The organism is Gilvibacter sediminis (assembly GCF_028561565.1).
In the GTDB taxonomy this organism is placed as follows: domain Bacteria; phylum Bacteroidota; class Bacteroidia; order Flavobacteriales; family Flavobacteriaceae; genus Gilvibacter; species Gilvibacter sediminis.
The window spans coordinates 203139-229174 of sequence record NZ_JAQQTE010000004.1 but is presented as its reverse complement, the minus strand read 5'-3'; the positions used below and the strand labels follow the sequence as shown (position 1 = coordinate 229174).

Here is a 26036-nt window from a genome sequence, read left to right as displayed (position 1 = left end):
GTTTGAAAGTTATTCCCTTTTTAGATCTCTATGGTGACATTCCCACGCTTGCGACCTGTATCTACATAATGATGGGCTTTTACAATATTATCAAGTTTAAAAGACCTGTCAATGAATGGTTTTAGTTCACCTTCCTCGGCCATCGTTTTTATAAGTTCAAGATGGTCGTCTTTTTCTTGAGTGAGCATTTTTATAGTAACAAAGCAGCCTGCGTCTTTAAGTACCTTTTTTGCCTTTGATTTTGTTGTTTTTCCGACGGCATCAAAAACAATATCGAATTTTTCATTCCCCTGGGAATAGTCTTCTTTTTTATAATCTAACAGACTTGAAGCTCCTAGTGATTTCACCATTTCAAAATTAGAAGTGCTGCAAACCCCTTTCACAGAAGCTCCGCGCTGATTCGCAATTTGTACAGCAAAACTACCAACGCTACCGGAAGCACCATAAATAAGAACGCTTTGTCCACTTTTCAAATTGGCCTTTTTTAATAGATAAAGAGCCGTCATTGCACCAACTGGAAGAGCCGCAGCCTCTTGAAAAGTCAAATTTTCTGGCTTCAATCCGACTACACCATTTTTCCATTTTTGTGGAAGGCAAACATATTCAGCGTGGGAACCAGTATTTAACATTGTTGTAGTTCCAAAAACCGCGTCTCCAATATTAAATGCTGTGACATTCTTTCCGATGGCTTCAACAACGCCAGCCAATTCATGTCCTAATATGTTTTTCTTCGGTTTGAAAAGTCCAAAAATTAGTCTCGCTGGAAGCCAAAACAAAGGTGGAAAATCAGAACTGCGTAGCCTTACGTCACCAGCAGTTACCGTAGCCGCATGTATTTTTACTAGAATTTCGTCATCCTTAGGCGTAGGTTTTTGCACATCCTTTACTTGAAGGACTTCTGGTGGGCCATATTTTTTATATACTGCTGCTTTCATATTTCATTGAGGTGTTTGTGCTGTTGTATTCTTTTTTTAATTGTACCTCCAAAAAGAATGATCGCATAGGCAACAAATGTGAACGAATAACCAAAGATCAATCGGTGCGGCGTTGGAATCAGATGCCATAAAATTAAAGTGGCGATTACCAATAAATCAATACCAATCTTTTGATCTTTCCAATAATTAAAACTCAAAATAAGCAAGCCAAGATTAAAAACCTTTGAACTGGGCCCAATGGTCATGAATGTTTTCCAGATGGAAGGCTCTGCGCTTAGATGGCTGGCAAATTCATTTCGAAGTGAATCCGTGGGAAAACTCCAAAAGATGAAATCTATAACGCACATGCCTATCATACAAGTTATTCCAATTATAGTGAGAGGAATACCTACAAAACTAACTGCTTTCTTCGGGAAGGATATGACTTGAGGAATTAACAAAACCGTACCGATCAATAAAGACCAATGGGCAAAATCAATGGGTTCTAGCTCATAAACAAAGGCATTTCCCTTAGATAAAATAATTTGTCCGAGCAGTAAAAAACCAAGACCTGTTTGAAATAAAATCCGGTACGTCATTTTAATTGTTTAGTCTTAATACTAGACAACAACTTTAAATGAACGTTACAGACAAAATCAGATTGAAATTAATGTTCAGTTATATTTTTATCGTTTCTTTTGTTCGAATCCGCCATTTTACAACTGAATACTTCCTTTAAGCTTTGATCAATAAATGACGGCCGCGGTCTCACGCGAGCATTATTTAAAATGTGGTAATGGCTTTACATCAAGACTTAGAGGTGACTTAAATTCAAGGTTATTTCATTAAGTACTGTATCGACTTTAAAATAAAAAGGTTCCGCTCTGTTGATTTCATTGTTATGATGTATGAAATCATATCCGTCGTTATATTTTTTCCATACGCCTTTCTCCGACTCTAATTCAGAATGGTAGTGAATCTGCCGCATAATAGCTGCTTCATCCCAGTCATTATAAACTAAAGTCAACTCTAAAGAATAATCAGAATCAATAGCTCCTTCTGTATGTTGAATAGTGTTTTCCCAAACCTCATAATCGTCTGGAATAACTAAATCCGTCTTCTCTTCAATAAGTGGCTGGATGCTATCATAAGCTAATTGATTATTACCAATACTTTCCAGCTGGCCAACAAATCCAACAAACACATAAGTTACTAACCCGAGGAACAACAATGGTACAGCTATAAAAGCTATTTGAAATAGACCTATAAAAATTCTTCCTTTAAAAAACTGAACGACCGCAGAAATCAACAATATTCCACTAAATATCGCGAGTAGATAAAATCCGAACCCGGAACCGGTAAGCATTGGGGCAAAAATGAAATGAAGCATTGAAATTCCAAATAGTAGTATTGGAATCCACCAATTGGTGATTAGGTATTTTTCTAAAAACTTGATCATTTCAATGCAGGGTTTAAAATTTGATTATCGGTAGGCTATGGGTGATTATTTATCGCTATCAGCAATGAATGCTTCATTCAATATGCTCACTTATAAATGCTCTGATCTCCCCTATTTTTACCTTATTGCCTTTAATTGCTCCTTCCCTGTCCATTCGGTTTACTTGCAATCGCCATAGATAGCTCAACACTGTGTTCTTTTCTTCCTCTTCAAGGTTAATGGGTTGCTCAATGCCGATGATATTTCCTCGTGGGTCGTATTTAAAATTTGGCGCGATGGAGTTGTTGATCGTCGCAAAATAGTTCCGCATATACTTATTCTCGTCATACTCCTCGGTAAATTTCTGATACAACTTATACCGCACTTCATACAAATCAATTATGGCTTTTCTCAAAGAATCATTCTCTATGATCTCCAAACCGACAGATTTAAGGGTTTCATAGCCCGAGGTGTTCTGAATGGTAACGGCATCTCGAGTCAGATAGAAATAATAAGTGGCGAGCGAATCGTTATCCACTTCAACATTATTGACAATTTTCCTGAAATAGTCAACCGCTTTAAGGTTGTATTGCATAGCGAGTTCGTCATTATGCAAGTCAATACTGTCTCTTTCAAGCCCGTTGTAGATTTCTTTTAAAATGGTCTTTTCTGTTAATCTTTGATTTTTATTCTGATTCCAACTGTCCAACAAAAAAGCAAAGGTTACCGCAAAGAAGACCGATAAGAATTCATAGATGTATTTTTTGATGTTTTTGATTTTCATGCTGATTGAAAGTGAGCTGAAGTTGATTGTGACCAAATACTAACGGTTCTAGACAGGGCTAGTATACCGTCTTATACTTGGCTTGTTGTTTCTACATAAATTTAATCCTTTCTCAGCAAGGGTGCAAAGCATCAAAGGATCCCTTTATATAAGACGGCCATTAATTTCCTTTGAATTTGCGCCATAGTCGACTCCAAAATCCGCGAGAATCTTCCGCCCTAAACCGATTAACAACAGCAGCTATTGAAAGCCCCATGGCTTGGGTAGCGTTGTAAGCGACTAAGTATTCTTTATGATCTCTCAGGGCGTTCAATACTTGATTGACGCGCTCGTCCTTAAAATCCGGCAATAAATAAACCACAGGGATCAATTCATATTGATTGCTAATCTGAGGCACTTCGCTCAAAACTGTGTCAATCATTTTTTGATCTGCACTGATCTGAAAAATAGCATGGGCAATAATTATTTTCATGGCCTTTTTACTCTGCGGTAGCAGCTCATAAAGCTTTTTAAGTGGCCTCTGAGATCTTAAATGTCCCAAGCCCCTAATTGGCCAATCATCTTTTAAACTAAGGCGCTCTAAAAGCTGTTGCTCTGCGATTTCCTTTTCTGTGTCAGATAAATTATCCAACAAACACAAAGGGACTCCATCCTTTCGTTTCGGCCATGAATCCGCGTTTAAGAACTCCTCCTGGAAAATTTTGAGATTGTCTGACATTTGATGGTTTTGATTTCAGACAGAAGTCTAAAACTGTTTTAGGATGCTTTTAAAGTTAATTGATTTTGAGGGAGGGTGCAAAGGAGTTCCTTTACTTTAAATAGCGTGAAACACATTAGGTCACTTGAAGTTGAGAATGCCGATTAGGATTGGGTGTTTGCGACTTGCATCTTGATAAAAGACCGTTATGGGCTTACGTAAATAGTTTTCTAAAACTTCCGACAAAGCTTCTTTGCTCAAAATAAGGGGTTCCTCCAGTTTAGCGATATCTTGCACGGAAAGAACATCTACCTCGTCGTAACGAAACCAAAGGCGTCTTGAGAAAACGTCATTAACTCTTGTATCATAATTGACGCGTACAATCAGTTGAGAAAACTCCTCAGAAGTTTCAATTTCAGCCTCTTGAATAACAGAATTGAAATCATGACTCTTTAAAATCAATTCGGAATCTTTATACAGTTGCCAGTTGGTAATCGTGTCATTGATCGCCTGTCCATTCGCGTAAAACAAAAAACCAATTAGCGCAAAAAGTGTACAAAGCGTTTTCTTCATGTGGTGGAAGGTAGGATCGGAGAATAATATGTTAGGCTACAATTCAATATTTAGTTTTTTGATAAAATAGCTGTATTGAATTTTTTGGTCAGCATCGAACTTAGCTAATAAAGCATTTTCATTTTTGACCTGATTGTAACCAATCTTTGCTTTTGATATGAAGGTATAGAAATCCTTCCAATCCTCGCCATAAAGTCTTTCCAATAATCGATAGAATAAATGCCAATCATAATATTCATAAATTAACTTTTGATGCACGACTTGCTTATTACAGCAAATATTATAAATGCGATATTCATACAAGTTTTTAAAAACAGTCTCACTGATTATTTTCTTTTGAAGCATCCCTTCACATACCTCCATTAAACCCATATAATCTTCAATTTTTGACCACTCACTTTTATCAATAGGTGTTTTCGAAATCCATGTTCCTTTCCTTAATTCCCGATGAACATAAATTCGGTCTTCTTCATTGAACATTTGTCTGAGCTTTAGCCAAAAATTTGCTTCATGAAATTTTGAATTTCGTCTAATCTGGAATATTGAAATTATTAACGCTGAAAGCGCTCCCAATCCCGCTAAAAAATTTCCCCAAAGTGCTAAATCTTTCATTGTATTCTAGAAGCTGTGATCAACTGTTATTACACATTATTGTAAAGGGTAGGGTTGATTACTAATTAATTAAACTTTATTTAATGACTTAAAATGTTGTGGAGAAGAAGCTGAAAGACAACAAAAGACTTTGAGAGAAAAATGTTATAATTGAACTCAATTAAACGAAAGAGTACCAACCACGCCATAAACGGGATGTATAACTTGGCCTTCTTCAGTATATGTCATAAAAACACCCCAAAGTGATATTCCATAAGTACTCGGATTAGCATTTCCGTAAGTGTGCGTCTCCTCTCGTCTGGTTCTTTCATGATACCCAGTAATCGTATATTTTCCATTGGAATAAAATCCTTTGTAAACTTTGCCACAGAGCAAAGTGCCTAATGGGTCACCACTGCCTGTCCAACCATCGTCAGAAGGACAGTTTGTTCCATTTAAAGTGACTTTAAATGGAGTGCCGTCTAATATCTGGCGTTTATTATCATCACTGTTTCCGCCCAATACTTTTACATCTATTACTTGAAATCTTCTTTCAAAGCCACCCTCATTTACCTCGCATCCAATTTTGACTTGCTGGCCCGGAGATAAAATATTTGTCATTCGTTCTAGATCAACTCTATCGGTTTCAAGTCGCTTGTAGGTAACCTTTACATTTACAGATGTATAAACATTTTTTATAAATGCTGGTTTAGAAACTCCAATGCATCCTTCAGTATCTGCATCTCCAATTATCAAAAAGTCACTGTCTGATTGACCAAAACTTAAATTAATTGTCACCATTAGTAAAAGTGTAAATAGATATTTCATCGCTGTAAGTTTTATTGTCGCAAGATGCGGATTCAATACTTTGCGTTCAATACCCGTTAGCGGGTATTTCAAAGAGGATGTGAAGTAAGGAGAATTCCGAGCATTACCGCAATGAAGTTCTGCTTGCAGAACCAAATATCCTGTGGATGTTTGTTTAAGGTAGCCGCGTAAGCGGGAGGCGCTAGTTGGGATTGCTTCACTTCGTGAAGCATCCCGGAATGGAATCCTGAGCAAGCATTGAACCCACAAACGGCACAGCCGTTTGGGTTTTTTAATTACGCGGGCTTACGAAAGCGAGAATAGGGATTGTTTTGCTGCGCAAAACATCCCATAAGGGAATCCTGAGCAAGCATTGAACCCACAATGCGCGCAGCGCATTGGGTTTTTTAATTACGACCGCTTACAAATGCGAGAATAGGGATTGTTTTGCTGCGCAAAACATCCCATAAGGGAATCCTGAGCAAGCATTGAACCCACAATGCGCGCAGCGCATTGGGTTTTTTAATTACGACCGCTTACAAATGCGAGCATTTGCCGCGGCCTTAAATTAAAAAACCCGCAACTCTCGTTGCGGGTTTCCTTTTGCGGAGAAAGAGGGATTCGAACCCCCGGAGGTGTGACCCTCAACAGTTTTCAAGACTGCCGCATTCGACCACTCTGCCATTTCTCCTTAAGCGGTTGCAAATATAATCACTCCTTTGTTTTATAAAAAAGAAAAGTGTTGTTTTTTATTTGGGTGTATTAATAGGTATTCCAGGTAAATTAAAAGGCAGGTTTATCCCAAAGTGCCAGTAAGGGACATCTAGAGTCACATTGTAACTGTATCCAACGCTGAGTATATCTTTAAAGACGGTGAGCATCCCTCCCACGCCAAACTCTGGGGTTCCGTCCGTATTGAAGTCTGGTGTTGATATTGCAATCCCCAAACCTAAGTCAACAAAATCGTTATACCATCGGTGTTTTCTGGAACCGATTTTGAGTAAAAGCGAGGCAGAAGGTGCATACAAGAAACGTCGGTCATCCGGCAATTCTCCCTGTAATTTTTCAGCGTTCAATGGCTCGGCCATAATAATCCCTACAGAAGTTTCAGATCTCAGACCAATAATCTCCATCTGTAAATCCCAGGTTTCCAATCTACGCGGGTCGTAGGCATCAGAAACAGCAGCATTCTCCGGGGCGTTTGATTTAGGCACAAGCAGGACAAGATTTATTTCCAAATTATCACCTGCTTCACGCGGGCCAGCGCCTTTGAGTCTAATGTATCCTTCACTGGGCAGATCATTCAAAGTGAACTTGAGGATCTCATCTCCTAAATCCAAATTGTCTTTATAACGATCGCTTTGATTTTTTAACAAGCCCGTCATTCGCCCTATAGCATTCACGGCATCTCTAACACTGCTGTAGCACTTAGATGCATCTTTGTAGAGCACAGCCGCCTTGGTCTTTAATTGCTGCAAAGTATCCAGAATACTTTGAAAATTCGTGAAAGTTTCCTCTATGTCTTTAAGCTTAGCTTGTAGGGACTGTACAAGGTCCAAAATTTCAAATACCGAATCAATATTCCACGACGATATCTGCGCTTTAGCATTATTTATTAAGGACACAATCGCATTGTACTCAGCCACTACCTCATTGGCCTTATCCTTCAATGCAGCCTCCACATTGCCTAAAGGGTTGGAGTTCACAAAATCAACAATGGCAGTTTTGGTAGTTTCAATACAGGCTAAATCAGGAAAGTTTTGCAACAGACTTTGCTTGAGCTGTTCAAAGACCTTGGGGGCCTCAGCATTGTATTTTTCAGCCCGCTCCTTTATGTTTTGAAGTTGTTTCAATTGATCATCACTGAGTGTAGTGACCCACCGTTGTACGATGTAGACCTCCTTTTCCTTTATGTTATCAAAGTTTTCAATATGGACACGATCTGAGCCTAATTTACTGCTCATATAAGCTACCATGCTTATGCTGTAAGACTTACCTGGACTATTTTCTAAATCCGTTTTAAGCTTTCCCAATTCATCATTAAGTCGAGACAATATGTATACTTCTTTTGGAACTTCTTTATCGGAGCTTATTCCGTTGCGCCCGTAAAGCGCACGCCAATCGTTGAATAAGTCATTCACCTCGGCAGCTAAGGCTGTATTTGCGGGAGCATCTAGGGTCTGATAAAATTGATTGAGTCCCGAATACAAGGCGTTTAAGTCTCCTGTATTAAGCGTTGTTCGTTTAACATCTGCAAATATTTGCTCTTGGAGCGATAAGGCTGAATCTAGAGCATCTATCTTTTTTTGTAAGTCAATGGATGCCTGGTATTGCGGATACTCCGCTGCTATCTTTTCTGCCAACAGTTCCTTATCTATATATAAGCTCAAATTACCATTGATATCCACAATTTGAGGCCCGGATTTAGCTATAGTGTCAGAACCATAGCTGGTCTTTTCTATCATAGTAATGATGGACTGAGCCTGCCCAAAGTTCAGGATCAATAGGCACAGCGGTAGGAGGAATTTTTTCATGATTTATTGATCTATAGATTGAGACTCTGCTTCTACAAAAAGCTTCTCGAGTTTTACAAAGGTCATTTGACCGTTCTTATGAATTCTAGAGTTGGCCTTGCGCGGCGCTAACGTAAGGCAAAATACTTTGATCTCTTCATAAGGAGTATCGTCTTCTATAATGCTCGCAGCAGTCAAATACGGTTCTAAGTCTGCCTTGAGGGTAACAAAATCTTTAACCCACATCACCTTGCGGGCAAAACCTCCAGGAGAAGTGTCTGCTAGTTCGTCTGCCAATGCTACTCCTTCTGCAATGTTTTCAGAATCACCCAAAACCACCATCAAAATACATTTCTGTGTATTTAAATTATCGTATTGCTGTTTGGCGATCGTGTGATCTTGGATGTTAATGATGGTTGTATTCAATAGTGCCATGGTAGTGCGATTAGTTGACTTAAAGATAGTAGGAGCTTCGCAATAATTAATCCCCAATAGCGGGTATTTTCACAAATCAGGGGTTTTCACCTACCCAACTTAGGGTTTGGTTTTCACAAATATTTCACAGAAAAACTTGGGGATTGCTTTATCTTTACTCGGTTTTCAGCCCTGCGGATTTACGCAGTGGGAATCACTTCAACAATAAAAATCGGAACATGAAGTACACTTTAATGGGCGTTTTAACGGCCTTTATCATTAGCTGCGGACCGGCTCAGAATAACAAAAAAGCCGACAAGACCAATATGGATTACGCAGCATCCATTACTGTAGATGATCTAAAGTCTCACCTATACACCTTTGCAAGCGATGAAATGCAAGGACGTATGACAGGATCGGAAGGACAAAAGATGGCGGCAGAATACTTGGTTAATTTTTATAAGTCAGAAGGTATTGCCGGAGGTGTGACTGCTGAAGAGTACTACCAGAATATCCCAGCGAGCTACTTCTCTCGCGCTCGTGATCCAAAGGATTCAGAGAACGTTTTAGCCTTTATCAAAGGTTCTGAATTCCCAGATGAAGTGATCGTTCTTTCCGCGCACTACGACCACGTAGGAATGGACAAGAAAGGTAATGTCTACAATGGTGCTGATGACGATGGTAGCGGTACAGTTTCTATGCTAGAGATGGCTCAGGCCTTCCAACAAGCTGTAAAAGAAGGAAACGGACCTAAGCGTTCTATTCTATTCTTGCACGTTACGGGAGAAGAGATCGGGCTGTACGGATCGCGCTATTATACAGACAATCCTATCTACCCTTTAGAAAACACCGTTTGTAATCTAAACACGGATATGATTGGGCGTATTGACCCAGACAAAGCGGGTGGACCAGACTATATTTACTTGATCGGGAGTGATAAGCTCAGCCAAGAATTGCATGACGTATCAGAAATGGTGAACAGCAAGTCTGTGAACTTGGAGCTGGATTACACTTACAATGATGAGAACGATCCTAACCGTTTCTACTACCGCTCAGACCACTACAACTTTGCTAAGAACAACATTCCGATCATCTTCTACTTCAACGGAGTACATGAAGATTATCACCAGATCACCGATACGCCAGACAAGATCGAATATGAACTTATGGCTAAGCGTGCGCAATTGATCTTCCTAACTGCTTGGGAGGTTGCCAATCGCGAAGGACGCATCACAGCAGACAAGGTAAAGCCATAGCGGCAAACAAGATTAAAAAAAAACCGGCTTAGCGCCGGTTTTTTTGTTCTATAAAAATGGGTCAGACCATTTGGTGTCCGTGTAGACTGAACTTCCTGAGAGTGTTTCTAAAAAGGCTATGAGTGCATCGATCTCTGCTGCGGTCATGTTTAAGCGCTGCGGATTTCCACCCGGCCGCAAACGCGGATCCAAATTGGCGTTGAGTTCAATACCCGAATTATAATGTTCTATTACGGCGGCCAAAGAACTTGCAGATCCGTCGTGGAAGAAGGGTCCATTGTTTTGTATGTCGTGCAAACTCGGAGATCGGGTATTGGTCAGATCAGTAGCTCCAGGATCACTCAAAACGCCCATTACCCCATTGTTCAAACTAGCAGGATCAATACTAAAGGTCGGGGCGCGGTGACAACCGGCACAACCCACTCCTCCTCCAATGCGTTCTCCGGCTCCGTTAAAGTCGGGAGGCGCCAAAAACAATTGCTTGCCTTGATTCTCTTGAGCCGTGAAGTTTGCAAAGGGCGCGCCATCATTTGGTGCTGCCGCTCGGCCTTCATCAAAGCGAGAATCAAAGGATTGAATGCTGCTTATAAATTGTCCCAAAGCCTGCTGCATTCGTGCCTCGGTAATGGTTTCATCTCCAAATGCCGCTGTAAAAAGCAGCGGATAGTACTCAATATCTTGCATGCGCGCTAAAAGATCTTCAAAGTTTGGAGCTCCAGCTTCTCCAGAAAAGCCCATTTCATTGTGATCTCTAATGGGCTGGGTACTCTGATCTTCTAGAGACAAGGCGCGCTCGTCCCAAAAGAATCGACCTTCATTAGAAAATCTAGAATTGATGAGTCGCATGGAATGTCTTCCTGTACTGCCATTAACTCCCGTACTGGCTAAAGCCAGATCAGAAAAGCCGTTTTCTTGTCGGTGGCAACTCGCACAGGCAATAGTATTGTCGGTAGACAAATTAGTATCATAGAATAACACACGCCCGAGAGTAGCTCCAGCATCTGTGATATAATCGGGACCCGTCTGATCCAGATCAATAAAGTCTGGCACCTCCTGATTGGCGTAGTTTGCTAGGTTATCCAGATTAATAGAGCCATCAAAGTAAAGGCTCAGATCCACAGTATCGTTTCCGCCAGTGTCTCCTCCGGATTGATCGTTATTGTCGTTTTGGGTATCGCCATTGTCTGGTGCGTCCGAGTAGGAATCGTCATTGGAGCAGGCAAAAAATAAAAAGCAGCACACCGCAAGGGCCATCTTGGGGAATAATCTCATTGTTCAGTAGTTTGCAGTTGGACTACAAAATACCAAAAAGGTTTAATTTTAATTTTGTTGATCAAACATTCTGGAAATGATCACCGTGTGGGCAAAGGTAATCGCACCCAAAAAAGAGAAGAAAATAGTCAAGAAGGATTGGTTCCCGGATTCCATCAGCTTAAAGAAAACCAACAGTCCTACCATAGAGATCAGCCAAACCCAAACGGCCCCGCGCAGATATTTCAAAACGCTTTTCTTAGTCACTTTGCCATAGAGATATTGCACCTGCTCCTTAATAGAAGGAATACTGTGCCAAAAGATAAAATAGATCGTAAAGGCCCAAACCAAAGACGCCCAATAGAATAAAATGGTAAAAACAACCAACAATAAAAGTTCTTGAGCCAGCTTGGCTGGAGCTATCTTTTGTTGGTAAGCATACTTTATTAATAAGAGTCCGAATACAGCCCCTGAACCTATTAGACCATAAACAAACCAGTCTTTTGGGACCGCAAATGCTGTTAATTGTTCAATGACCGCTGTAGTGTCTTCTGGATTTAGGTAGAAAAGTAAAAAGAGTATCCCTAAGCCGTAAGAAGCGTAAAACATTTTATTCCAGACACTTCTGCCAAAGAATTCATCCCAATGTTGTTCTCCAAAATGATAGCCGCTCACTAAGATGAATAAGGTCAAGGCAACTACAGGCAACCAAAAAAACAAGGCAAAGGCAGTGAACACGACCAATAGATACAATCCCAACTGCGTGAAAAAAGTAGTCCTTTTAGTCTTGAAAAAAGTCTTGTTTAAAAGCTGCAAATCATTCGATCCGTGAATTAAACCTACAGAAAAAAGGAGTGAAAATGCTAAAATTGACTGAGAACCCGCAGCAAAATAATTGGTAAGCCATAAGCTGAAAAACGTAATAATAATCAGTATTTCGCGGGTCTTTACCATGTTTTTTGTTTAACTAATGTGTTAAATTATTAAACAAAATAACCATTTTTTGTTTAATTATTCGTAATTTTAGTTCAACAAATTTATTAATAATTCATACGTATATGGAAAATTTTGCTAACCTTATTTCACTGGTACCTAAATTGGCGCCAGACGATTACGTAGGCTTCACCTTCTTTGTAGGGTGTATGGCCATGATGGCAGCTTCTGCCTTCTTCTTTCTTTCAATGAACAGTTTTGACCGTAAATGGAGAACTTCAATTCTCGTTTCCGGACTCATTACCTTCATTGCTGCAGTACACTATTGGTACATGCGTGATTATTGGGCAACCAATATGGAGTCACCAACCTTCTTCCGTTATGTGGACTGGATCCTAACTGTACCACTTATGTGTGTGGAGTTCTACCTAATATTAAAGGTAGCAGGAGCCAAAAAGTCCCTAATGTGGAAGTTGATCCTATTGTCTGTAGTGATGCTAGTCACTGGATACTGGGGAGAAGGAGTAGATAGAGACAACGCTTGGTTGTGGGGTCTTATCTCTGGAATTGCTTACTTTGTTATTGTGTACGAGATCTGGCTGGGCGGAGCTGCAAAGCTTGCCAAAGCTGCCGGAGGATCCGTTGCAAGTTCACACAAGATCCTTTGCTGGTTCGTATTGGTAGGATGGGCTATCTACCCTATCGGATACATGGCCGGTACGCCAGGATGGTATGAAGGAATCTTTGGTGGATTGAGCATGGACGTATTCTACAACATTGCAGATGCGATCAACAAAATCGGGTTCGGTTTGGTTATTTACAACCTTGCTGTACAACAAACTTCGACTGCCGAATAGTACTACCCACTTATGTTGTAATGCCTAAGTGGCATTAGAAAAACCCTCCGAGCTATCGCGGAGGGTTTTTTGATTTATTGATGTTTTTCTAATTGGGCCCTAAACCAATCGTTGGGAATGATATCAATGGTGAGGTTTACACGTTCTTCTGAGCTTGCATTGATTATTCTATGCGGATCTGTCAAACGCAAATACCAGCACTCCCCCGGTTTCATAGTTAATAAGCTGTCGTTTAAGTAAAACTCCACCCCTGGCGCATTGTATACCGGAATGGTTAATCGCACCATGGAGCGCTCAATTTCAATTCCCAGGGTAGGGTCCGTGTGTTCTTTTACAACGGCTCCCGGCGCCAAACGCAGCAAGCGTACCAAATTGACGGTGGCGTGCTTTTGAAACTGCTCCACTATGGATTTGGTATAGGGTGATGATTCTAATTCTATATTGTTCAACCAATCACACCATGTTCCGTCTGCATAGTCCTCTGCAGGAGGTGGGAACGCAATGGAGCGGTCTACCAAATGTGCTGGCGAACGCATCGGCACTACATCATAATACTCAAATTGATTGCGCTGTAGCGCTTTGAACTCCTCATAGATCTTTGCTGCATCAAAATGAAACGGCAGTTGAATACGATCTTTAAATACAGGAGTAGCGGTTGCGGACATGGTGAATCATTTAGTGATTTAAAGATATAAAATACCGCTATGTGGGCAAGCTTTACTCCTTAAATCAGGGGTTTACCCCTACAAAAAAACCACCGTTTGCGGTGGTTTTATGCATCTTTATTTAAGGTGGATTACATCCTATCAATGATATTATCAATAAGCTCTGTTGTGGCCTCATAGTCCATTCCGTTTTCTTTGGCTAAAGAAATGGCGCGTTTGGCCTCTTTGAGCGCGCGAGTATAGTTCCCAGTCTTATAGAGCAAAGCTGCCAAGGTATCTACGTTGAAGTAGTTCTCATCCAATTCAATGGACTGATTAGCAATATCAATCGCCTTTAAAAGTACGGTTACATCGTTGTGCTCCAAGTAGGCGTGCCATGCCAGCTCATTTAAAGCACTCCAATCTCCAGATAAACTACGGATCTTTGACGAGCTAAATTCGTCTGAATCCCCGTGATAATAATCTGGGTCAAAATCATCGGTTACAGAAGTGATCGGCGCGTTGCCTGAGCCCCCACTTCCTCCGCTATACTGTAAAATTTTGGCTCTCATGTCTTCATAGGACATAGCGCCCTCTACCCATTCCAGATTCTCCTCGTTCTTAATGAAGATATAGGTTGGGATGGATTCTACTTCTAAGACATCATCGGCCTCATTTTTATCCACGTCCATTTTGTAAAAGTCCACATTGGGGAACTCTTCTTCTAAGCGGGCAATGATGGGTTCCATTCTTTTACAAGGCGCACACCAGGTGGCGTAAAAGTCCATGATAATGAGGCGGTCATTATTGACCAGCAGTCTATCTTCTATTTCAAAGTCGCTGATTTCTGTTTGGGCAAAGGCGGAGGTCAATCCAAAAAGTACCAATAAGGCGGTGCAAAAATTTCTCATGATTCTATTATTTGAAAACAAATTACGGCCTAAAAGCAGCTGCAATCCATACCCAATAACGGGTATTCTAACAAAAAACGCAAGCCGTTGAGAGCTTGCGTTTTATAAAGTTTTAAACAGCCTAGTAGTGTCCTGGTGGTCTTCCTTGTTGTCCAATATTGATCACTTCAATATCGTAATTCGGTTTCCCGTCTTCCTTGATAGGCGCAATAAAGGCAGTATTCTCTCCATTCTCATATTGCGATAGGTATACGCGGATCTTGCTCACATCTTCGCCCTGAGATTTGCGGTATTCAATATGCTCAATGAATTGCTTTACCTGCTCGTAGTCAAAAGTGAAATCAGAAGCAGCTTCTGGATTCTCTGCTAAAAACAAGTTTCGGTGCAAACGGGCGTTGTCTAAAGAAATAGAACTGGCAGGAGCGGCTACAGGCGCAACAGTTTCAACAGTCGGTGTTGTGGGTTCATCCGCAGTGGTGAAACCATAAACGGCAACCCCTAAGGCTACTACTCCAACTGCTAAGAGGGATTTTTTTAGATTTTTCATAATACGTTGTTGGTTTAATTGTACTTCAAGTTAGTGAAATGTTCTGAGAACATGTTGAGCGTAATTTCTTAAAGATCATTTACTCATTGATCGGGGAGATCATAATATGTGCATGGGGTCTCCCGTGAAATTCTTTATTTAGAATTTGTCTAAATAATTTTTTTAAGCCGATGGACCGTTGTACTTTTGTGTGGCTTATGACCCCATCACCCCACAGATCCGTTTTAAGAATACTCCTCATCGCTTTGCTTTTCATGCTGATTGGCACTGGGCTTGAGCTGTATTTGTTGGATCATTATGAAGATGCTTGGCAATTGATTCCCCTGATCTGTATTGGCGCTGCCCTTGTGGGAATGGTTTGGGTTTTGAGCAAACCCTCGGGGCTTTCCTTGCGCATTTTTAAGGGAATCCTGGGTCTTTCCGCTCTGAGCGGTTTGGTGGGGGTTTACCTGCATATGAAAGCCAATTATGAATTTGAATTGGAAATGAAACCCAGTGCTCAAGGTTGGGAACTCTTCTCAGAAAGTCTGTCAGGCGCGCTGCCTGCTTTGGCCCCTGGGAGTATGATCGCCTTGGCACTTATTGGATACACTTACACCCTTTTAATAAAACAACAAACATGAAAACAATGAGCAAATTACTTTTTGCAGCCCTTGTTGCCTCACTAGCATTCACGGCTTGTAAATCGGAGAAAGAAGCAGAAACTGCAGAAGAAACCACTACCACGGAGCAGACCGAGACCAAATCCGCAGACACCGTAGTAGAAGGAGTTGAGATCCCTGTAACGGTTCTCAATGCAAATCTAGCGACAGAAGATAATCTTAAGGCCGTTGGGATGAGCGATGAGATGATCGCCAAGGTTATCGAAGCACAACCTTTTTTAAGCATGAACGACTTTGATGCACTCTTGGGAGATACTGCAAACAAGGAGGAGCTGTATAAAGCCATCTTTGTTCCTTTCAATTTGAATACTACTGCCGAGGCTGATTTTAAAATGATCCCAGGTGTAGGAGACAAAATGGCTCATGAGTTTGAAGAATACAGACCGTATACCTCTGTGGCGCAGTTCCGCAAAGAGATCGGTAAATATGTAGATGAGGCGCAGGTGGAATACTACTTGAACTACGTTTTTGTTCCTGTGGAACTCAACACTGCCTCAAACGAAGATATCAAAGCGCTTCCTGGAGTTGGAGACCGTATGACGCATGAATTTGAAGAGTACCGTCCCTACACTTCTATGGAGCAATTTAGAAAGGAAATTGGCAAATACGTTGATGATAAAGAGCTAGCGCGATTAGAGCGTTTGGTGTACTTGAAGCAATAAAGCCAAAATCGCGACCAGAAAAAACCCTCGGCTTTCACCGAGGGTTTTTGTTTTCAGGTTGATGGTTAGTTATTGACGATCAAAAACGAGTTCGCCCTCTTTGATCGTTTTTAGTACCTGAATGTCTTTGATCTCGTCTACCGGAACGGTTAATGGGTTTGCATCTAAAACCACGAGGTCTGCCATCTTCCCTGCCTCTAGCGTTCCTTTGGTATCTTCTTCAAAATGCTGATACGCACTCCAAATGGTAATCGCCTGAAGCGCTTCATAGGGTGTTAAACGTTCGGCTGCGCCTATATCTGCTCCAGAGCGACTGGTTCTGCTCACTGCCGTCCAAATAACGCGCATCAAGTTTGGTAGTGCCACAGGGGCATCAGTATGTATGGTTATGTCTAAGCCTTTGTTTAAAGCCGATCGAGTTGGACTGATCTTATCCCCCAATTCTTGCCCAATGAGCTGTCGGTGCCAATCGCCCCAATAATAGGTGTGCAAGGGAAATAAGCTCAAAACAACATCGAGCTCTTTGAAGTCGTCCAATTGATCCATACGGATGTACTGCCCGTGAATAAGCACAAAACGACGGTCCTCATTCCCGTACTTCTCTGCCAGCGGCTTTAAGGTTCTGATCATTTGATCCATGGCGGCATCTCCGTTTCCGTGGGTAAGGGTTTGCCAATTGTTTTGAAAGGCTTTCTCATAAATGGCCGTCACATCCTCGTCATTGGGAATGGCTGGATAACCGACATAATCTGCATCGGCCCCATCCGGTGGAATCAAATAAGGCTGAGTGCGCCAAGCCGTTCTTCCCTGAGGCGATCCGTCCAAGGTCAGCTTCATCCCCCCAACTCTAAAGTGATTGATATAAGACTTGCTGTTCCAAGGCGTGCTCATGTATTTATCTGCAACGGAATAATCCACATAGCTCACTACATCTAGCTTCAATTTTTGCTGTTCCGCCATGGTGGTCATTTGTGAGAGATCCATGGAGCGTCCGTCTTGAGCCGTTGTATATCCGTAAGAGAGCGCCATTTCTTGCCCCGCTTCAAAGAAGCGCATATTACTCTCTGGAGTTTTAGGCATCATGGAAGCGAACATATTGGGGATGGCAGCCAGCTCTTCCAATACCCCATTGGGCTCTTGAGAGTTTGGCTCTCTTCTGATGATTCCTCCTTCTGGGTCTGGCGTGTCTGCAGTAATATTTAACAATTCCAAACCTTTGGAATTCACCACAGCGAAGTGTCCGGAGATATGAATGATCATGATCGGGAACTCTGTGGTCACTTGGTCCAGATCGTGTTTGGTAGGAAAACGTTTTTCTGCAATTACCGAATCGTCAAAGCCGGTTCCGAAGATCCAACCCGTAAGCTCCCGATTTTCTGGAGTGTTCCAAGCTTTGAGCACCTCGATGATGGTTGGAATATCATCTGCACGACCATCTGGCGAAGGTAATAGCTGTGCGCCTATGGCCTGGGCCGAAAAGCTCGTGAAATGCGCATGGCCGTCAATTAAGCCCGGGACCATGGTCTTTCCTTTCAAGTCAACCATTTTATGTCCTTTCCCTGCAGCCTGCATGGCTTCTGCACTATTACCTACAAAAACGATCTCTCCGTCACGTTCTACTAAGGCTTCTGCGTATTGAGGCTTGTCTCCCACCATAGTGAGGATCTCTCCTCCAAAGTACATGGTAGCTGCGGCTTGAGTGGTTTCTTCAGTTTTGTCGCCCTTACAGGCTATTAAAAGGCCTAAACAAAGTACGGCCCACAAATAATTTTTCTTCATTTCTTGATTGTTATTATGTCTGATCAGAATCGATCCTCAAAATACAAAATGTTCTCTTTAATAATTGAATACCACATTGACAAAAGCGCCGCTCCATACCGAGGTGTCTCCAACAATGTTGTTGATGCCATCTCCAGCAAAAGAAAACGCAAATCCCGCGTTTACAAACAGATTACGACTCACCACCCTATTGTATTCTAAAAAGATATCGTTCGCCAAATTCGCCTCGGTCACTCCAGAGACCACTGTCGGGATCCCGTCTGAGAATTCCACACGAGCTGCTTGACCAAACTGAATGGGACTTCTGAGTTGTTGGGCCGCAATATTTGCATAGCGCAGGGTAAGAATGTCTTTCTGGCTGGGCATCACACGCAAACTGAGCATAAAGGACCTCAGGTTGGAATTAATAAATACCATAGAGGATTTAGAACCTGTTGACCAGGCGCTCGGCGATCCTTCATAGTACAACGGATCAAAGCGTTCCAGCCCAGGTGTGTTCGGATCGTCCCCGGAAAAGATCTGGTAGGTTGCCATGAGGGTTGGGGTCCATTTTAGCTTTTTAAAATCATAGCCCAATTGCGCCCTGCCGCCCCAAGCGTTCAGATCCAATCGCTGGTTCCATTGATAGGCAAAATCCAAGGCGGTAAAAAAGTCTTTTAGCTTTCCTTTAAAGGGATAGGTCTTTCCATAAAAACTCAATGCGTTCAAATCTTCACGCCCTCCCGCAATGATCTCTGGTGGGCCATCCCCGCCAGGAGCCGCTTGCGGATAAGGGGCCTCAGAGCGGATCACATTCAAATAACTAAAGCCGAAAAATTTGTTAGGGTTAGCCGTCCAATTGGCATCAAAACCCACAATTTCGTTTTTGGTGTCGTTGGATGGGAGTTCGTTAGGGTCGAGATAAAACGCTCGTGCATTAAAGTTTTTATTGTTGTAATGCCCTATGGCTGACATCTCCCAAGCCTTCCGCGGACCAAACTTGAGCGCACCGCGTTCAAAACCACTGACTCCACCATTGGCAATGAGCATTCCGGTTCCCAGTTTTAACTCACGCCCCCCCAAGGATAGGTCCAAAGAGCTGTGCTCGTTTATAGCAAACAAATAACCTATGTGAGATTCCTCTAAAGTGAATCTGCCCGTATCACCTTCATCAAAAGCATCTGTGCCTAAGGTTCCCGACCACACTGCCGACACACGGCCGTAGAACTTTGACTTCCCAACAGGAACAGTAAATCCAAGGCCAGGCTTGGCATAGCTTTCCAACCATTGGGTGTCTGAGTCGTAGTCAAGTTCTGGGACATCGGCTAAATTCCAGAAGAGGTTGGTCTCTGCCACGGCATTGACTCCAAATTGCAAATAGCCTTGAACCTTAATACCCTCTGACTCGTACAGCATTAAGAACTCGCTGTCTTGGCTATATGCCTTTCCTCCTATTACTAAGAGAAAACTGAATAAAATGCATTTGTAATTCATGAGTTGGTGAATTATTTTGATTGATCGATTGTTTGTTTTGTACCGAATCCTAAAGCTGCCTTTCCTTGTGACCGATCTTTCTCATACTTATTGTGAATGAGAATGATCAACAGCCCAAAAAGTACCGCCACTACAATAAGAACAGTACTTATTAGTCCGGTGACGCCAAAGGACATTCGTATCAAAATGGTGGAAACCACAAAGCCTGAATTGCGGATGATCTTATGGAACTCATCGGTATAAAATAGTGAGATCAACAACAAGACCACATCTACCAGGATCAGCAGGGTAAAAAATTCGTCAAAGAAAAGATTATTGATACTGGTAAAAGCAGGCATATTGGCGCTTTCTAGAGAAACCGCTCCAATCCATCCTGAAAGCGTAAACAGCGCCAAGACAAAGAACAGAGGTACCAAAAGGGTGGCAATGATCCGTTTTCTGGCAATGAAGCGTTGGGTCTTTAGTTTTGATATGGCCGAATTGGAGCGCAAACGCTTGCCCTGTTTTTGAAACTGATAGATCAAATAAAACAAGATCAGCGATGCTAAAAGGTCATATGTAAATTGCAGATCGCCCTTGATTTCAAACCAATCGGTGGTGAGCTCTAGTTCTGCCAGATCTTTAAAGAGCTTGCGAATGATGATCAGGGTAATGATCTGATACTGTTTGGTAATATAAGTTGTGAACGATTTAGGCAAATAGTAAATAAGCAGATAAACCTCATACACCAAAATGAAACTGAAGGGTGTGTAGACCGCCGATATGGGATTCTGCAACAGGTCTGATTCAGCAAAAACTGATGTTATGCCCCATTTGTTCAGGAATATGAGCGCTAAATGAATTACGAAACCCAGCAGGGCAACGTAGAGCATAAAACGTTCTATATTTAATTTGGAACGCTCTGAAAGGAAAAAAGTATAGAGCTTTTTCAAAAAGGTTATTCATTATTTTGTTTAAAGTTAACTAATTGTCGTTAAACAAAATAATATTGAAGCCTTAATCCTCACTGAAACAACACGTACCGTGGAGGCACGATTCCGTTTAAACGCAGCGAAACCAACATTTGTCCACGATGGTGGGTGATGTGATCAGCTAAGAGCATAAAAATATGCCGCTTGGTTCGGTCCAGTCCAAAATAATCCAGCCGATCTTCCAGTTGGCTCACATCAAACTCCCGGAGCAATGTCAAGGCCTGTTCAAAGGTCTTATCAATTAAACCTATCATTTCTATCTTGCTTTTATCTGCGACCTTGAAAACAGTATCAGTCGCCCAGGTTCTGGCTTCTCTGCCTCCTAATAAAGACTGACTGTGCCAATCCATAGCAAAGCCAATATGCATCAAGTTCTCGGCAAAGCTCAAGGATTCAGGGGTAGCTTTGAAATTGTACTGCGCTTCTGGCATTTGCTCAGCTACCAATAGGAGGTATTTTCTGGAGTTATCTAAGCGTTCCACATAATCCCGAACAAACGCCTTGTCTTGCTCTTGAGCAATTAGCGGAACGCAACTCATCAGCAAAAATAAACTGCAGAAAATAACCTTTTTCATAAATGTGTTTTGATCTAATTGGAATGCTATAAAAGTTAAGACATTCTTTTCACTTTGGCGCGACTTTTGCTCCAACTGCAAACAAAGAAAAACGATGAAGACCGCCACCCTCGCACTACTGCTTTTGACCCTTTACAGCTGCATTCCAACGCGGATCGCGCCCAAAATTGACACTCATAAAATTGTAGAGACCAAGAAATTCTCTAAGGAGCTGCCGCAGGGTTCTGGCTTTGCTTTTGAAGATCCTAAAGATGCCAATGAGTTTTACAGTTACGTCAACAGCAAATACGATCTGGCCTATACGGAGGTAGAATACAATGTACCTTTTGAACTCGATGAGAAAACGCTGTACCTGAGTTTCTACGAATGTGAACGCACCACCAAAACCATAAACCTGATCCCGATCTTGGTAGACGCAAAATTGGAGAACGACGGCTCCACGCCTCTTTTGGAAGACCTTCATACTTCACGCAGCGGCCAATGGTATATCATCATCACGGTTCGAGATGCAGCCCTCAAAGATGTTTTGAATAAGGATCACGAGCAGCATGGAGTCCTGAAAGAATACTTGGAAAGTCTTAGGCAGGAATATTTAGCAACGCACCATTACAACGAACTGAATCTGAGAGCTGGCGGCCAATAAGGCCTTAAATATCGTCTAGAGAACTGATGATCCCATCTATGCGTTGGTTGTATTCATTGATCTGCTCTTGATAGGCGTCGGTATCCTCAACGATCATTTTACGGATGAGCTTATAGCTCTCAATACGCAACTGGCAGTATTCCTTTAAAAGTTCGTTGCGCTTTAAATAGTCCTCCGGAAGATCATAAGTGGCAATACGCTCGGTGACTTCTAGCGCCTCTTCCCAAGAAGGTATTCCATTGCGATCGATCTCTGTAATATATTCTGCATTTGAAGCTGTCGCGGGCATATCAAAGATCACCATGGCCTTTTCTTCTAAAGCGATAAACTGATCCATCTCCGGCTCAAACTTGGCTATATCTTGCCCGCCACCCATGGTCAACACCCCAGCGGCAAAACTTAAACCAACGACTGCAGCTGCAATGACACTGGTAGTTTGCAAACGCTCATCCGCAGGTTTCTTTAAAGTTGGCACCCAAGCGTATCCCAAGACAAGACCACTAACCAAACCGCCAATATGCGCGGCATTGTCTATGCCTTCTTGAAAACCGTTGAGCAAATTATAACCAACAAAAACACCAATACTCAACAGTAAGGCCTTGCGTTCGGTCTTCTCAATGAGTTTGGTGGTCAACATGGCTAAGAATACCCCGTACATCCCAAAGATGGCTCCAGAGGCTCCTGCGCTGATGGTAAAGTCATTGAAGTATAAGCTGGCCGTGCTTGATAAGATTCCTGTGACTAAGTATGCGGTTAAAAAACGTGCCTTTCCTAGATAAGGCTCTAAAAGGATTCCGATATACAAAAGCGCATAGGCGTTCATCAAAAGGTGGAACACGCCAATGTGCACAAAACAACTCGTTACCAAACGCCACCACTCCCCGCTCATGGTGAGCGGTTTAAAGTTGGAGCCCCAATCCAAGAGGCTTTCGTTATCTGGCAACATAATATCTACGCCAGAGACCGCCATGAGAATGAAGATCAATATGTTTAGATTGATCAAAATAGGTGTGATGAAGTAACCCTCTGTCGGCACAAAAATGCTGAAGAAGTCTTTGAGTCCTCCTGCGGCCTCTTCTTCTTGCCCTTGCGTGTCCATCACCTCAGCAGGTTCTATGTCTTCATTAGAGTCTTGTTCTGCTTTTAAGGCTACAATTCCGTCAGTATCTGTTTGAGACAATAATTTCTCATACTCTCGCTGCAAGCCCTCTAGATTGCGCTTATTTTTGCCCCAGTCATAGATCTGCCCGGTACAAATGCTTTTCATTTTTACGGTCTGCTCCTCCACCACAACTGTCACATCTTCACTCCAAGAACTCAAAGACATCTTAGTTCTGGCCTTAAAGCCGTTCTGAGCCACACTGCTTATGCTCCAGTCCATGGCTTTGGCCGCGGCGATGAGTAAGGTGAGGGTGTCTTCTGGAGATCGATCGGTAAAGGTGAGTTCTTTGAGGTGTTGAGAAGATTTTCCTAAGGCCATACGCTAAAGATGGTTTGGTTTAGCTTTTTCTAAGATATTTCTTTTTTGGGAAGTTTTGGGTGAGCCGTCGTGCCGCTAATCCACCTTTTTTATTCGAATTCTATTTTCAATGGATTGGTGGAAGTAGATCACAACGCCAATGATCAAATGAAAACCAATTAAAGCTTGGCCTAATAGCTCGGCTGAACCCGTTGAGTTCATTCCAAATATCGCTGATACTATGTGATAACCCGCCAGTAGAAACAATGCGATGCCTGATCTGCGCGTTGAAAGCCAAAGGATCAAAAGCAATTGAAAAGCCAAACGCCCCAATTGAGCAGGAAGTCTATCGGGGCCAACTTTGTTGTAAACGACTATCATTAAAACGACTTCAACAACTAAAGTCAGCGCGATGGCTAAAAACAAAATGGGTCTGTCTTTCATTAGTTTGTCCCTTAACTGATGGTCGTTTTTCTTCTTTTTAAGAATTCAAACACGACCAAAGTCACGAATGCAATTATTAAACCTTGTACAAAGAATACTCCAACTCCATAGGTAGCGGATTCTACGAGTTCAGAAGTTTTATTTTCCGTATCGTAATCTCGATGAAAACCCGTAAATAGAATTATAAACCGTTCCATGTACATGCCGATTTTCATCGCAAAGGCAGCTAATAGCACATACCAAAACTTTGATGCTAACTTTCTTTTAAGCAAACTTAGCGGTAAGATCAAAGCAGCTAAAAGCATGATCCAATGGAGGATGGCATAAGGTCCGGTGGCTCTATTAACAAAAGCATACTCTTGCGGATCAACGGCCATACCGATGAAGTAAACAGCAAAGGTTACGGCAGTGTATATGATCATTATCCATCGGACTAAATTGAGAACCTTTTTGGTCTCAAATCGATTTTTAAAAATCAGTTCTACAAGGATAAGGGTGAGAATTATTGGAATCAAACAGTATATCAGATTCGCATCAATAATTTCGATAAGCCTTTTATAGCTGTCCATTTTCATGGTTCTCTAAAACAATTTACAGCCCGAATATAGCGGTTTTCTGTTAGTGTGAACGCTCTGCTGTGTTGATAATATAAAGTCTAAACTTATTGAACGTGGCCTCAATTGAGGTACGGCTGTGTTAAGCGTTGGGGCGCTACACTACTTCTATGTCATAGGCGTACTCCAGCTTTTTAAGGAAGTCCAAATGCCTTTCAAATAAATAGCCGCTTGCTGTAAATTCAAGCTCGTGATCCTCAGTTTTTAAAACAAGCTTCATTTCATCTATTGAATATTCATGAGTCATAATTTTGAAGTTTCTAGCCACTCTCACAGAAACTCCAAATTTTAAAAGCCACCACATTGGCGAGAGAAAAAAAGGATCTATTTTTTCTGAGCCCTTTATTATTTTGAGATAGGTATTTTCCTTTTTAGGGATAAGAAGCAAGGTCCTTTTGTTTAAAATATTGGTGTGTAGAATGAGCCCATTACTTCGAATCTCAAGATTGCACCTGGAGTTTTCCTTAATTGTTTTGGCCGACTCTTTTTGGCTATTAAATCTTTTTAAATACAGCAGTGGACTTCCTACTATCTTGGGTTTATTGAAGTCAAATGATACCGGCTCTCCCACAATTTTCTTGATCGTCCGTTCATCAATTTGTCCTTCGGTTAATATCATATTCTTGGATTGAAAAGTGATGTGTCTATTTATTATTGATCGAGTCTAATTTTTGTTGCGTTTGCTGCTTTATGTCATCAATCATTTCATCTGTCAATATTACATCAATTTCAGATTCATCCTTTTGAAAAGAATTTGGAGAAAAGTACCTGTAAACCCCTATAAAAACCGCTAATGCTATTAACCATATAAAGACATACTTTTTAAACTTCTTAGTCCCAAACTTTTGAATCATATCAGTCATCTATTCAGACTGGATTGCTCGTCGATCGGGAATTATCCTTTCTTTTTTCCATTCAACTGCTCAACGCAATCATAACCAAAGCTGGTTAAGAAAAATATATCTTCATCATTTTCTGATTCGATATAATCCATTGCTACTAGTTCTAATAGAACTCGCTCATAATCTGAATGTGGATTTCCTGCTTCGTCAACAAATTCAGCTTTATGCAACGATTGATTTTCAGATTCGTAAATCCGTTTTAAATTGATTATATGTTCTTCTTCTAAGTACAGTTTTGGTCCAATTAAGATCAACGTCCGCGGACTTGCTCTAATTTGCTATTTTTCAATAACACTACATAGTCCTCATATTCTCAAGAAGCTCAATAAAATGATGCTCCGCCGCGTCAATAAGATCATTATCTCCAGCCATTTGTGCAAGATTGACAGCCTCACAAAAGTCTTTAAGAGCCAGATAGTGCTCTTTCATATGACTGTGAAGAACTCCTCTATCGTAATACAAGCCTCGGCTTTCCGGTTCCAGGCTAATGGCATCATTCAAATCGCGTTTTGCTAGATCATTATTGGCCGTCAAATAGTGTAAATGAGATCTTAAGGATAAAGCGCTGCAAGGATCTTCTCCATTTTGAATCATTTCACTAAGGGTTTGAATGCCCGAATAAAAGTCTTTACTAGAGATGGCTCGGGAATAAACCTGCTGTGCTTTTCTGGGTACTTTGGTCATTGAACTGGACTTTTAATTGGCTGTAGTGTATGCGCAAT

Annotated in this window: 31 protein-coding genes and 1 tRNA gene; 5 read left to right on the top strand and 27 right to left on the bottom strand. The window is 41.6% G+C overall.

Annotated elements, in window-relative coordinates; translation table 11 throughout:
- Nucleotides 1-20: 20 nt before the first annotated feature.
- The 11 genes from POW22_RS08320 to POW22_RS08270 form a co-directional block, all read right to left on the bottom strand.
- The gene (locus POW22_RS08320) at nucleotides 21-935 is read right to left on the bottom strand and encodes an NAD(P)-dependent alcohol dehydrogenase (protein ID WP_272832182.1); all 915 of its coding nucleotides are present in this window, start codon (nucleotides 933-935) and stop codon (nucleotides 21-23) included.
- Complete coding sequence (locus POW22_RS08315) at nucleotides 932-1513, bottom strand: hypothetical protein (protein ID WP_272832181.1); 582 nt, start codon at nucleotides 1511-1513, stop codon at nucleotides 932-934. Before POW22_RS08315 ends, POW22_RS08320 begins: the two co-directional genes overlap by 4 nt.
- 215 nt (nucleotides 1514-1728) lie before the next feature.
- Entirely contained in the window at nucleotides 1729-2373 is a 645-nt protein-coding gene (locus tag POW22_RS08310; protein WP_272832180.1) for a hypothetical protein, read from the bottom strand.
- A gap of 73 nt (nucleotides 2374-2446) precedes the next feature.
- Complete coding sequence (locus POW22_RS08305; protein ID WP_272832179.1) at nucleotides 2447-3136, bottom strand: hypothetical protein; 690 nt, start codon at nucleotides 3134-3136, stop codon at nucleotides 2447-2449.
- Between the two features lie 160 nt (nucleotides 3137-3296).
- A complete protein-coding gene (locus tag POW22_RS08300) occupies nucleotides 3297-3854 on the bottom strand; it encodes a hypothetical protein (RefSeq protein ID WP_272832178.1) in 558 nt (185 codons plus the stop codon).
- A 120-nt stretch (nucleotides 3855-3974) separates the two neighbouring features.
- On the bottom strand, nucleotides 3975-4406 hold the full coding sequence (locus POW22_RS08295) for a hypothetical protein (protein WP_272832177.1): 432 nt from the start codon (nucleotides 4404-4406) through the stop codon (nucleotides 3975-3977).
- 36 nt (nucleotides 4407-4442) lie between these two features.
- The gene (locus POW22_RS08290) at nucleotides 4443-5018 is read right to left on the bottom strand and encodes a hypothetical protein (RefSeq protein ID WP_272832176.1); all 576 of its coding nucleotides are present in this window, start codon (nucleotides 5016-5018) and stop codon (nucleotides 4443-4445) included.
- 156 nt (nucleotides 5019-5174) lie between these two features.
- The gene (locus tag POW22_RS08285) at nucleotides 5175-5825 is read right to left on the bottom strand and encodes a hypothetical protein (RefSeq protein ID WP_272832175.1); all 651 of its coding nucleotides are present in this window, start codon (nucleotides 5823-5825) and stop codon (nucleotides 5175-5177) included.
- A gap of 585 nt (nucleotides 5826-6410) precedes the next feature.
- Nucleotides 6411-6495: transfer RNA gene (locus POW22_RS08280), tRNA-Ser, on the bottom strand.
- 58 nt (nucleotides 6496-6553) lie between these two features.
- Nucleotides 6554-8338, bottom strand: a complete 1785-nt coding sequence (locus tag POW22_RS08275) for a hypothetical protein (RefSeq protein WP_272832173.1) — start codon at nucleotides 8336-8338, stop codon at nucleotides 6554-6556.
- Between the two features lie 3 nt (nucleotides 8339-8341).
- Nucleotides 8342-8752 (bottom strand): hypothetical protein, encoded by a 411-nt coding sequence (locus tag POW22_RS08270; RefSeq protein WP_272832172.1) that lies wholly within the window; start codon nucleotides 8750-8752, stop codon nucleotides 8342-8344.
- A gap of 218 nt (nucleotides 8753-8970) precedes the next feature.
- On the opposite strand from POW22_RS08270, the gene POW22_RS08265 reads away from it, so the two are divergent.
- Complete coding sequence (locus POW22_RS08265) at nucleotides 8971-9987, top strand: M28 family metallopeptidase (protein ID WP_272832171.1); 1017 nt, start codon at nucleotides 8971-8973, stop codon at nucleotides 9985-9987.
- Between the two features lie 48 nt (nucleotides 9988-10035).
- On the opposite strand, the gene POW22_RS08260 is transcribed toward POW22_RS08265, so the two are convergent.
- Together POW22_RS08260 and POW22_RS08255 are read right to left on the bottom strand one after the other, a co-directional pair.
- The gene (locus POW22_RS08260) at nucleotides 10036-11259 is read right to left on the bottom strand and encodes a cytochrome-c peroxidase (protein ID WP_272832170.1); all 1224 of its coding nucleotides are present in this window, start codon (nucleotides 11257-11259) and stop codon (nucleotides 10036-10038) included.
- A gap of 48 nt (nucleotides 11260-11307) precedes the next feature.
- Nucleotides 11308-12192, bottom strand: coding sequence for a Brp/Blh family beta-carotene 15,15'-dioxygenase (locus POW22_RS08255; protein WP_272832169.1), 885 nt, complete (start codon nucleotides 12190-12192; stop codon nucleotides 11308-11310).
- A 104-nt stretch (nucleotides 12193-12296) separates the two neighbouring features.
- Between POW22_RS08255 and POW22_RS08250 the strand changes: the two genes are divergently transcribed.
- On the top strand, nucleotides 12297-13028 hold the full coding sequence (locus POW22_RS08250) for a bacteriorhodopsin-like (RefSeq protein ID WP_272832168.1): 732 nt from the start codon (nucleotides 12297-12299) through the stop codon (nucleotides 13026-13028).
- A gap of 74 nt (nucleotides 13029-13102) precedes the next feature.
- Here the strand turns inward: POW22_RS08250 and POW22_RS08245 are convergent, their stop codons facing one another.
- The 3 genes from POW22_RS08245 to POW22_RS08235 form a co-directional block, all read right to left on the bottom strand.
- Nucleotides 13103-13693: an aspartyl/asparaginyl beta-hydroxylase domain-containing protein gene (locus tag POW22_RS08245; RefSeq protein ID WP_272832167.1), complete on the bottom strand. Its 591-nt coding sequence runs from the start codon at nucleotides 13691-13693 to the stop codon at nucleotides 13103-13105.
- Between the two features lie 131 nt (nucleotides 13694-13824).
- Nucleotides 13825-14583 carry a thioredoxin family protein gene (locus POW22_RS08240; protein ID WP_272832166.1) on the bottom strand — a complete coding sequence of 253 codons (759 nt, stop codon included), beginning with the start codon at nucleotides 14581-14583 and terminating at the stop codon, nucleotides 13825-13827.
- Between the two features lie 121 nt (nucleotides 14584-14704).
- Nucleotides 14705-15130: a hypothetical protein gene (locus POW22_RS08235; RefSeq protein WP_272832165.1), complete on the bottom strand. Its 426-nt coding sequence runs from the start codon at nucleotides 15128-15130 to the stop codon at nucleotides 14705-14707.
- 254 nt (nucleotides 15131-15384) lie between these two features.
- On the opposite strand from POW22_RS08235, the gene POW22_RS08230 reads away from it, so the two are divergent.
- Together POW22_RS08230 and POW22_RS08225 are read left to right on the top strand one after the other, a co-directional pair.
- Nucleotides 15385-15753 (top strand): hypothetical protein, encoded by a 369-nt coding sequence (locus tag POW22_RS08230; protein ID WP_272832163.1) that lies wholly within the window; start codon nucleotides 15385-15387, stop codon nucleotides 15751-15753.
- A 5-nt stretch (nucleotides 15754-15758) separates the two neighbouring features.
- Nucleotides 15759-16454, top strand: a complete 696-nt coding sequence (locus POW22_RS08225) for a helix-hairpin-helix domain-containing protein (protein ID WP_272832162.1) — start codon at nucleotides 15759-15761, stop codon at nucleotides 16452-16454.
- 69 nt (nucleotides 16455-16523) lie between these two features.
- On the opposite strand, the gene POW22_RS08220 is transcribed toward POW22_RS08225, so the two are convergent.
- The 4 genes from POW22_RS08220 to POW22_RS08205 all read right to left on the bottom strand — a co-directional run bounded on the left by POW22_RS08220 (nucleotide 16524) and on the right by POW22_RS08205 (nucleotide 21252).
- A complete protein-coding gene (locus POW22_RS08220; protein ID WP_272832161.1) occupies nucleotides 16524-18233 on the bottom strand; it encodes an amidohydrolase in 1710 nt (569 codons plus the stop codon).
- A gap of 57 nt (nucleotides 18234-18290) precedes the next feature.
- Entirely contained in the window at nucleotides 18291-19706 is a 1416-nt protein-coding gene (locus tag POW22_RS08215; protein WP_272832160.1) for an alginate export family protein, read from the bottom strand.
- A gap of 11 nt (nucleotides 19707-19717) precedes the next feature.
- A complete protein-coding gene (locus POW22_RS08210) occupies nucleotides 19718-20578 on the bottom strand; it encodes a hypothetical protein (protein ID WP_272832159.1) in 861 nt (286 codons plus the stop codon).
- Between the two features lie 131 nt (nucleotides 20579-20709).
- A complete protein-coding gene (locus POW22_RS08205) occupies nucleotides 20710-21252 on the bottom strand; it encodes a DinB family protein (RefSeq protein ID WP_272832158.1) in 543 nt (180 codons plus the stop codon).
- 94 nt (nucleotides 21253-21346) lie between these two features.
- Here POW22_RS08205 and POW22_RS08200 point away from each other — a divergent pair, with 94 nt between their 5' ends.
- Nucleotides 21347-21895 carry a hypothetical protein gene (locus POW22_RS08200; RefSeq protein WP_272832157.1) on the top strand — a complete coding sequence of 183 codons (549 nt, stop codon included), beginning with the start codon at nucleotides 21347-21349 and terminating at the stop codon, nucleotides 21893-21895.
- Nucleotides 21896-21899: 4 nt separating this feature from the next.
- On the opposite strand, the gene POW22_RS08195 is transcribed toward POW22_RS08200, so the two are convergent.
- From POW22_RS08195 to POW22_RS08165, 7 genes are all read right to left on the bottom strand, one after another.
- Nucleotides 21900-23375 carry a rhomboid family intramembrane serine protease gene (locus POW22_RS08195; RefSeq protein ID WP_272832156.1) on the bottom strand — a complete coding sequence of 492 codons (1476 nt, stop codon included), beginning with the start codon at nucleotides 23373-23375 and terminating at the stop codon, nucleotides 21900-21902.
- A 75-nt stretch (nucleotides 23376-23450) separates the two neighbouring features.
- Complete coding sequence (locus POW22_RS08190; protein WP_272832155.1) at nucleotides 23451-23798, bottom strand: hypothetical protein; 348 nt, start codon at nucleotides 23796-23798, stop codon at nucleotides 23451-23453.
- 11 nt (nucleotides 23799-23809) lie between these two features.
- Entirely contained in the window at nucleotides 23810-24220 is a 411-nt protein-coding gene (locus POW22_RS08185; protein WP_272832154.1) for a hypothetical protein, read from the bottom strand.
- A gap of 289 nt (nucleotides 24221-24509) precedes the next feature.
- Entirely contained in the window at nucleotides 24510-25031 is a 522-nt protein-coding gene (locus tag POW22_RS08180; RefSeq protein ID WP_272832153.1) for a hypothetical protein, read from the bottom strand.
- A 25-nt stretch (nucleotides 25032-25056) separates the two neighbouring features.
- Nucleotides 25057-25275, bottom strand: coding sequence for a hypothetical protein (locus POW22_RS08175; protein WP_272832152.1), 219 nt, complete (start codon nucleotides 25273-25275; stop codon nucleotides 25057-25059).
- Between the two features lie 32 nt (nucleotides 25276-25307).
- Nucleotides 25308-25568 carry a hypothetical protein gene (locus POW22_RS08170; protein ID WP_272832151.1) on the bottom strand — a complete coding sequence of 87 codons (261 nt, stop codon included), beginning with the start codon at nucleotides 25566-25568 and terminating at the stop codon, nucleotides 25308-25310.
- A 40-nt stretch (nucleotides 25569-25608) separates the two neighbouring features.
- Nucleotides 25609-25998: a tetratricopeptide repeat protein gene (locus POW22_RS08165; RefSeq protein ID WP_272832150.1), complete on the bottom strand. Its 390-nt coding sequence runs from the start codon at nucleotides 25996-25998 to the stop codon at nucleotides 25609-25611.
- Between the last annotated feature and the right edge of the window lie 38 nt (nucleotides 25999-26036).

Bases quoted from the DNA above. Each gene is read 5' to 3' on its own strand.
- POW22_RS08320 (WP_272832182.1), bottom strand. From the start codon at position 935: ATGAAAGCAGCAGTATATAAAAAATATGGCCCACCAGAAGTCCTTCAA.
- POW22_RS08315 (WP_272832181.1), bottom strand. From the start codon at position 1,513: ATGACGTACCGGATTTTATTTCAAACAGGTCTTGGTTTTTTACTGCTC.
- POW22_RS08310 (WP_272832180.1), bottom strand. From the start codon at position 2,373: ATGATCAAGTTTTTAGAAAAATACCTAATCACCAATTGGTGGATTCCA.
- POW22_RS08305 (WP_272832179.1), bottom strand. From the start codon at position 3,136: ATGAAAATCAAAAACATCAAAAAATACATCTATGAATTCTTATCGGTC.
- POW22_RS08300 (WP_272832178.1), bottom strand. From the start codon at position 3,854: ATGTCAGACAATCTCAAAATTTTCCAGGAGGAGTTCTTAAACGCGGAT.
- POW22_RS08295 (WP_272832177.1), bottom strand. From the start codon at position 4,406: ATGAAGAAAACGCTTTGTACACTTTTTGCGCTAATTGGTTTTTTGTTT.
- POW22_RS08290 (WP_272832176.1), bottom strand. From the start codon at position 5,018: ATGAAAGATTTAGCACTTTGGGGAAATTTTTTAGCGGGATTGGGAGCG.
- POW22_RS08285 (WP_272832175.1), bottom strand. From the start codon at position 5,825: ATGAAATATCTATTTACACTTTTACTAATGGTGACAATTAATTTAAGT.
- POW22_RS08275 (WP_272832173.1), bottom strand. From the start codon at position 8,338: ATGAAAAAATTCCTCCTACCGCTGTGCCTATTGATCCTGAACTTTGGG.
- POW22_RS08270 (WP_272832172.1), bottom strand. From the start codon at position 8,752: ATGGCACTATTGAATACAACCATCATTAACATCCAAGATCACACGATC.
- POW22_RS08265 (WP_272832171.1), top strand. From the start codon at position 8,971: ATGAAGTACACTTTAATGGGCGTTTTAACGGCCTTTATCATTAGCTGC.
- POW22_RS08260 (WP_272832170.1), bottom strand. From the start codon at position 11,259: ATGAGATTATTCCCCAAGATGGCCCTTGCGGTGTGCTGCTTTTTATTT.
- POW22_RS08255 (WP_272832169.1), bottom strand. From the start codon at position 12,192: ATGGTAAAGACCCGCGAAATACTGATTATTATTACGTTTTTCAGCTTA.
- POW22_RS08250 (WP_272832168.1), top strand. From the start codon at position 12,297: ATGGAAAATTTTGCTAACCTTATTTCACTGGTACCTAAATTGGCGCCA.
- POW22_RS08245 (WP_272832167.1), bottom strand. From the start codon at position 13,693: ATGTCCGCAACCGCTACTCCTGTATTTAAAGATCGTATTCAACTGCCG.
- POW22_RS08240 (WP_272832166.1), bottom strand. From the start codon at position 14,583: ATGAGAAATTTTTGCACCGCCTTATTGGTACTTTTTGGATTGACCTCC.
- POW22_RS08235 (WP_272832165.1), bottom strand. From the start codon at position 15,130: ATGAAAAATCTAAAAAAATCCCTCTTAGCAGTTGGAGTAGTAGCCTTA.
- POW22_RS08230 (WP_272832163.1), top strand. From the start codon at position 15,385: ATGCTGATTGGCACTGGGCTTGAGCTGTATTTGTTGGATCATTATGAA.
- POW22_RS08225 (WP_272832162.1), top strand. From the start codon at position 15,759: ATGAGCAAATTACTTTTTGCAGCCCTTGTTGCCTCACTAGCATTCACG.
- POW22_RS08220 (WP_272832161.1), bottom strand. From the start codon at position 18,233: ATGAAGAAAAATTATTTGTGGGCCGTACTTTGTTTAGGCCTTTTAATA.
- POW22_RS08215 (WP_272832160.1), bottom strand. From the start codon at position 19,706: ATGAATTACAAATGCATTTTATTCAGTTTTCTCTTAGTAATAGGAGGA.
- POW22_RS08210 (WP_272832159.1), bottom strand. From the start codon at position 20,578: ATGCTCTACGTTGCCCTGCTGGGTTTCGTAATTCATTTAGCGCTCATA.
- POW22_RS08205 (WP_272832158.1), bottom strand. From the start codon at position 21,252: ATGAAAAAGGTTATTTTCTGCAGTTTATTTTTGCTGATGAGTTGCGTT.
- POW22_RS08200 (WP_272832157.1), top strand. From the start codon at position 21,347: ATGAAGACCGCCACCCTCGCACTACTGCTTTTGACCCTTTACAGCTGC.
- POW22_RS08195 (WP_272832156.1), bottom strand. From the start codon at position 23,375: ATGGCCTTAGGAAAATCTTCTCAACACCTCAAAGAACTCACCTTTACC.
- POW22_RS08190 (WP_272832155.1), bottom strand. From the start codon at position 23,798: ATGAAAGACAGACCCATTTTGTTTTTAGCCATCGCGCTGACTTTAGTT.
- POW22_RS08185 (WP_272832154.1), bottom strand. From the start codon at position 24,220: ATGATCATATACACTGCCGTAACCTTTGCTGTTTACTTCATCGGTATG.
- POW22_RS08180 (WP_272832153.1), bottom strand. From the start codon at position 25,031: ATGATATTAACCGAAGGACAAATTGATGAACGGACGATCAAGAAAATT.
- POW22_RS08175 (WP_272832152.1), bottom strand. From the start codon at position 25,275: ATGACTGATATGATTCAAAAGTTTGGGACTAAGAAGTTTAAAAAGTAT.
- POW22_RS08165 (WP_272832150.1), bottom strand. From the start codon at position 25,998: ATGACCAAAGTACCCAGAAAAGCACAGCAGGTTTATTCCCGAGCCATC.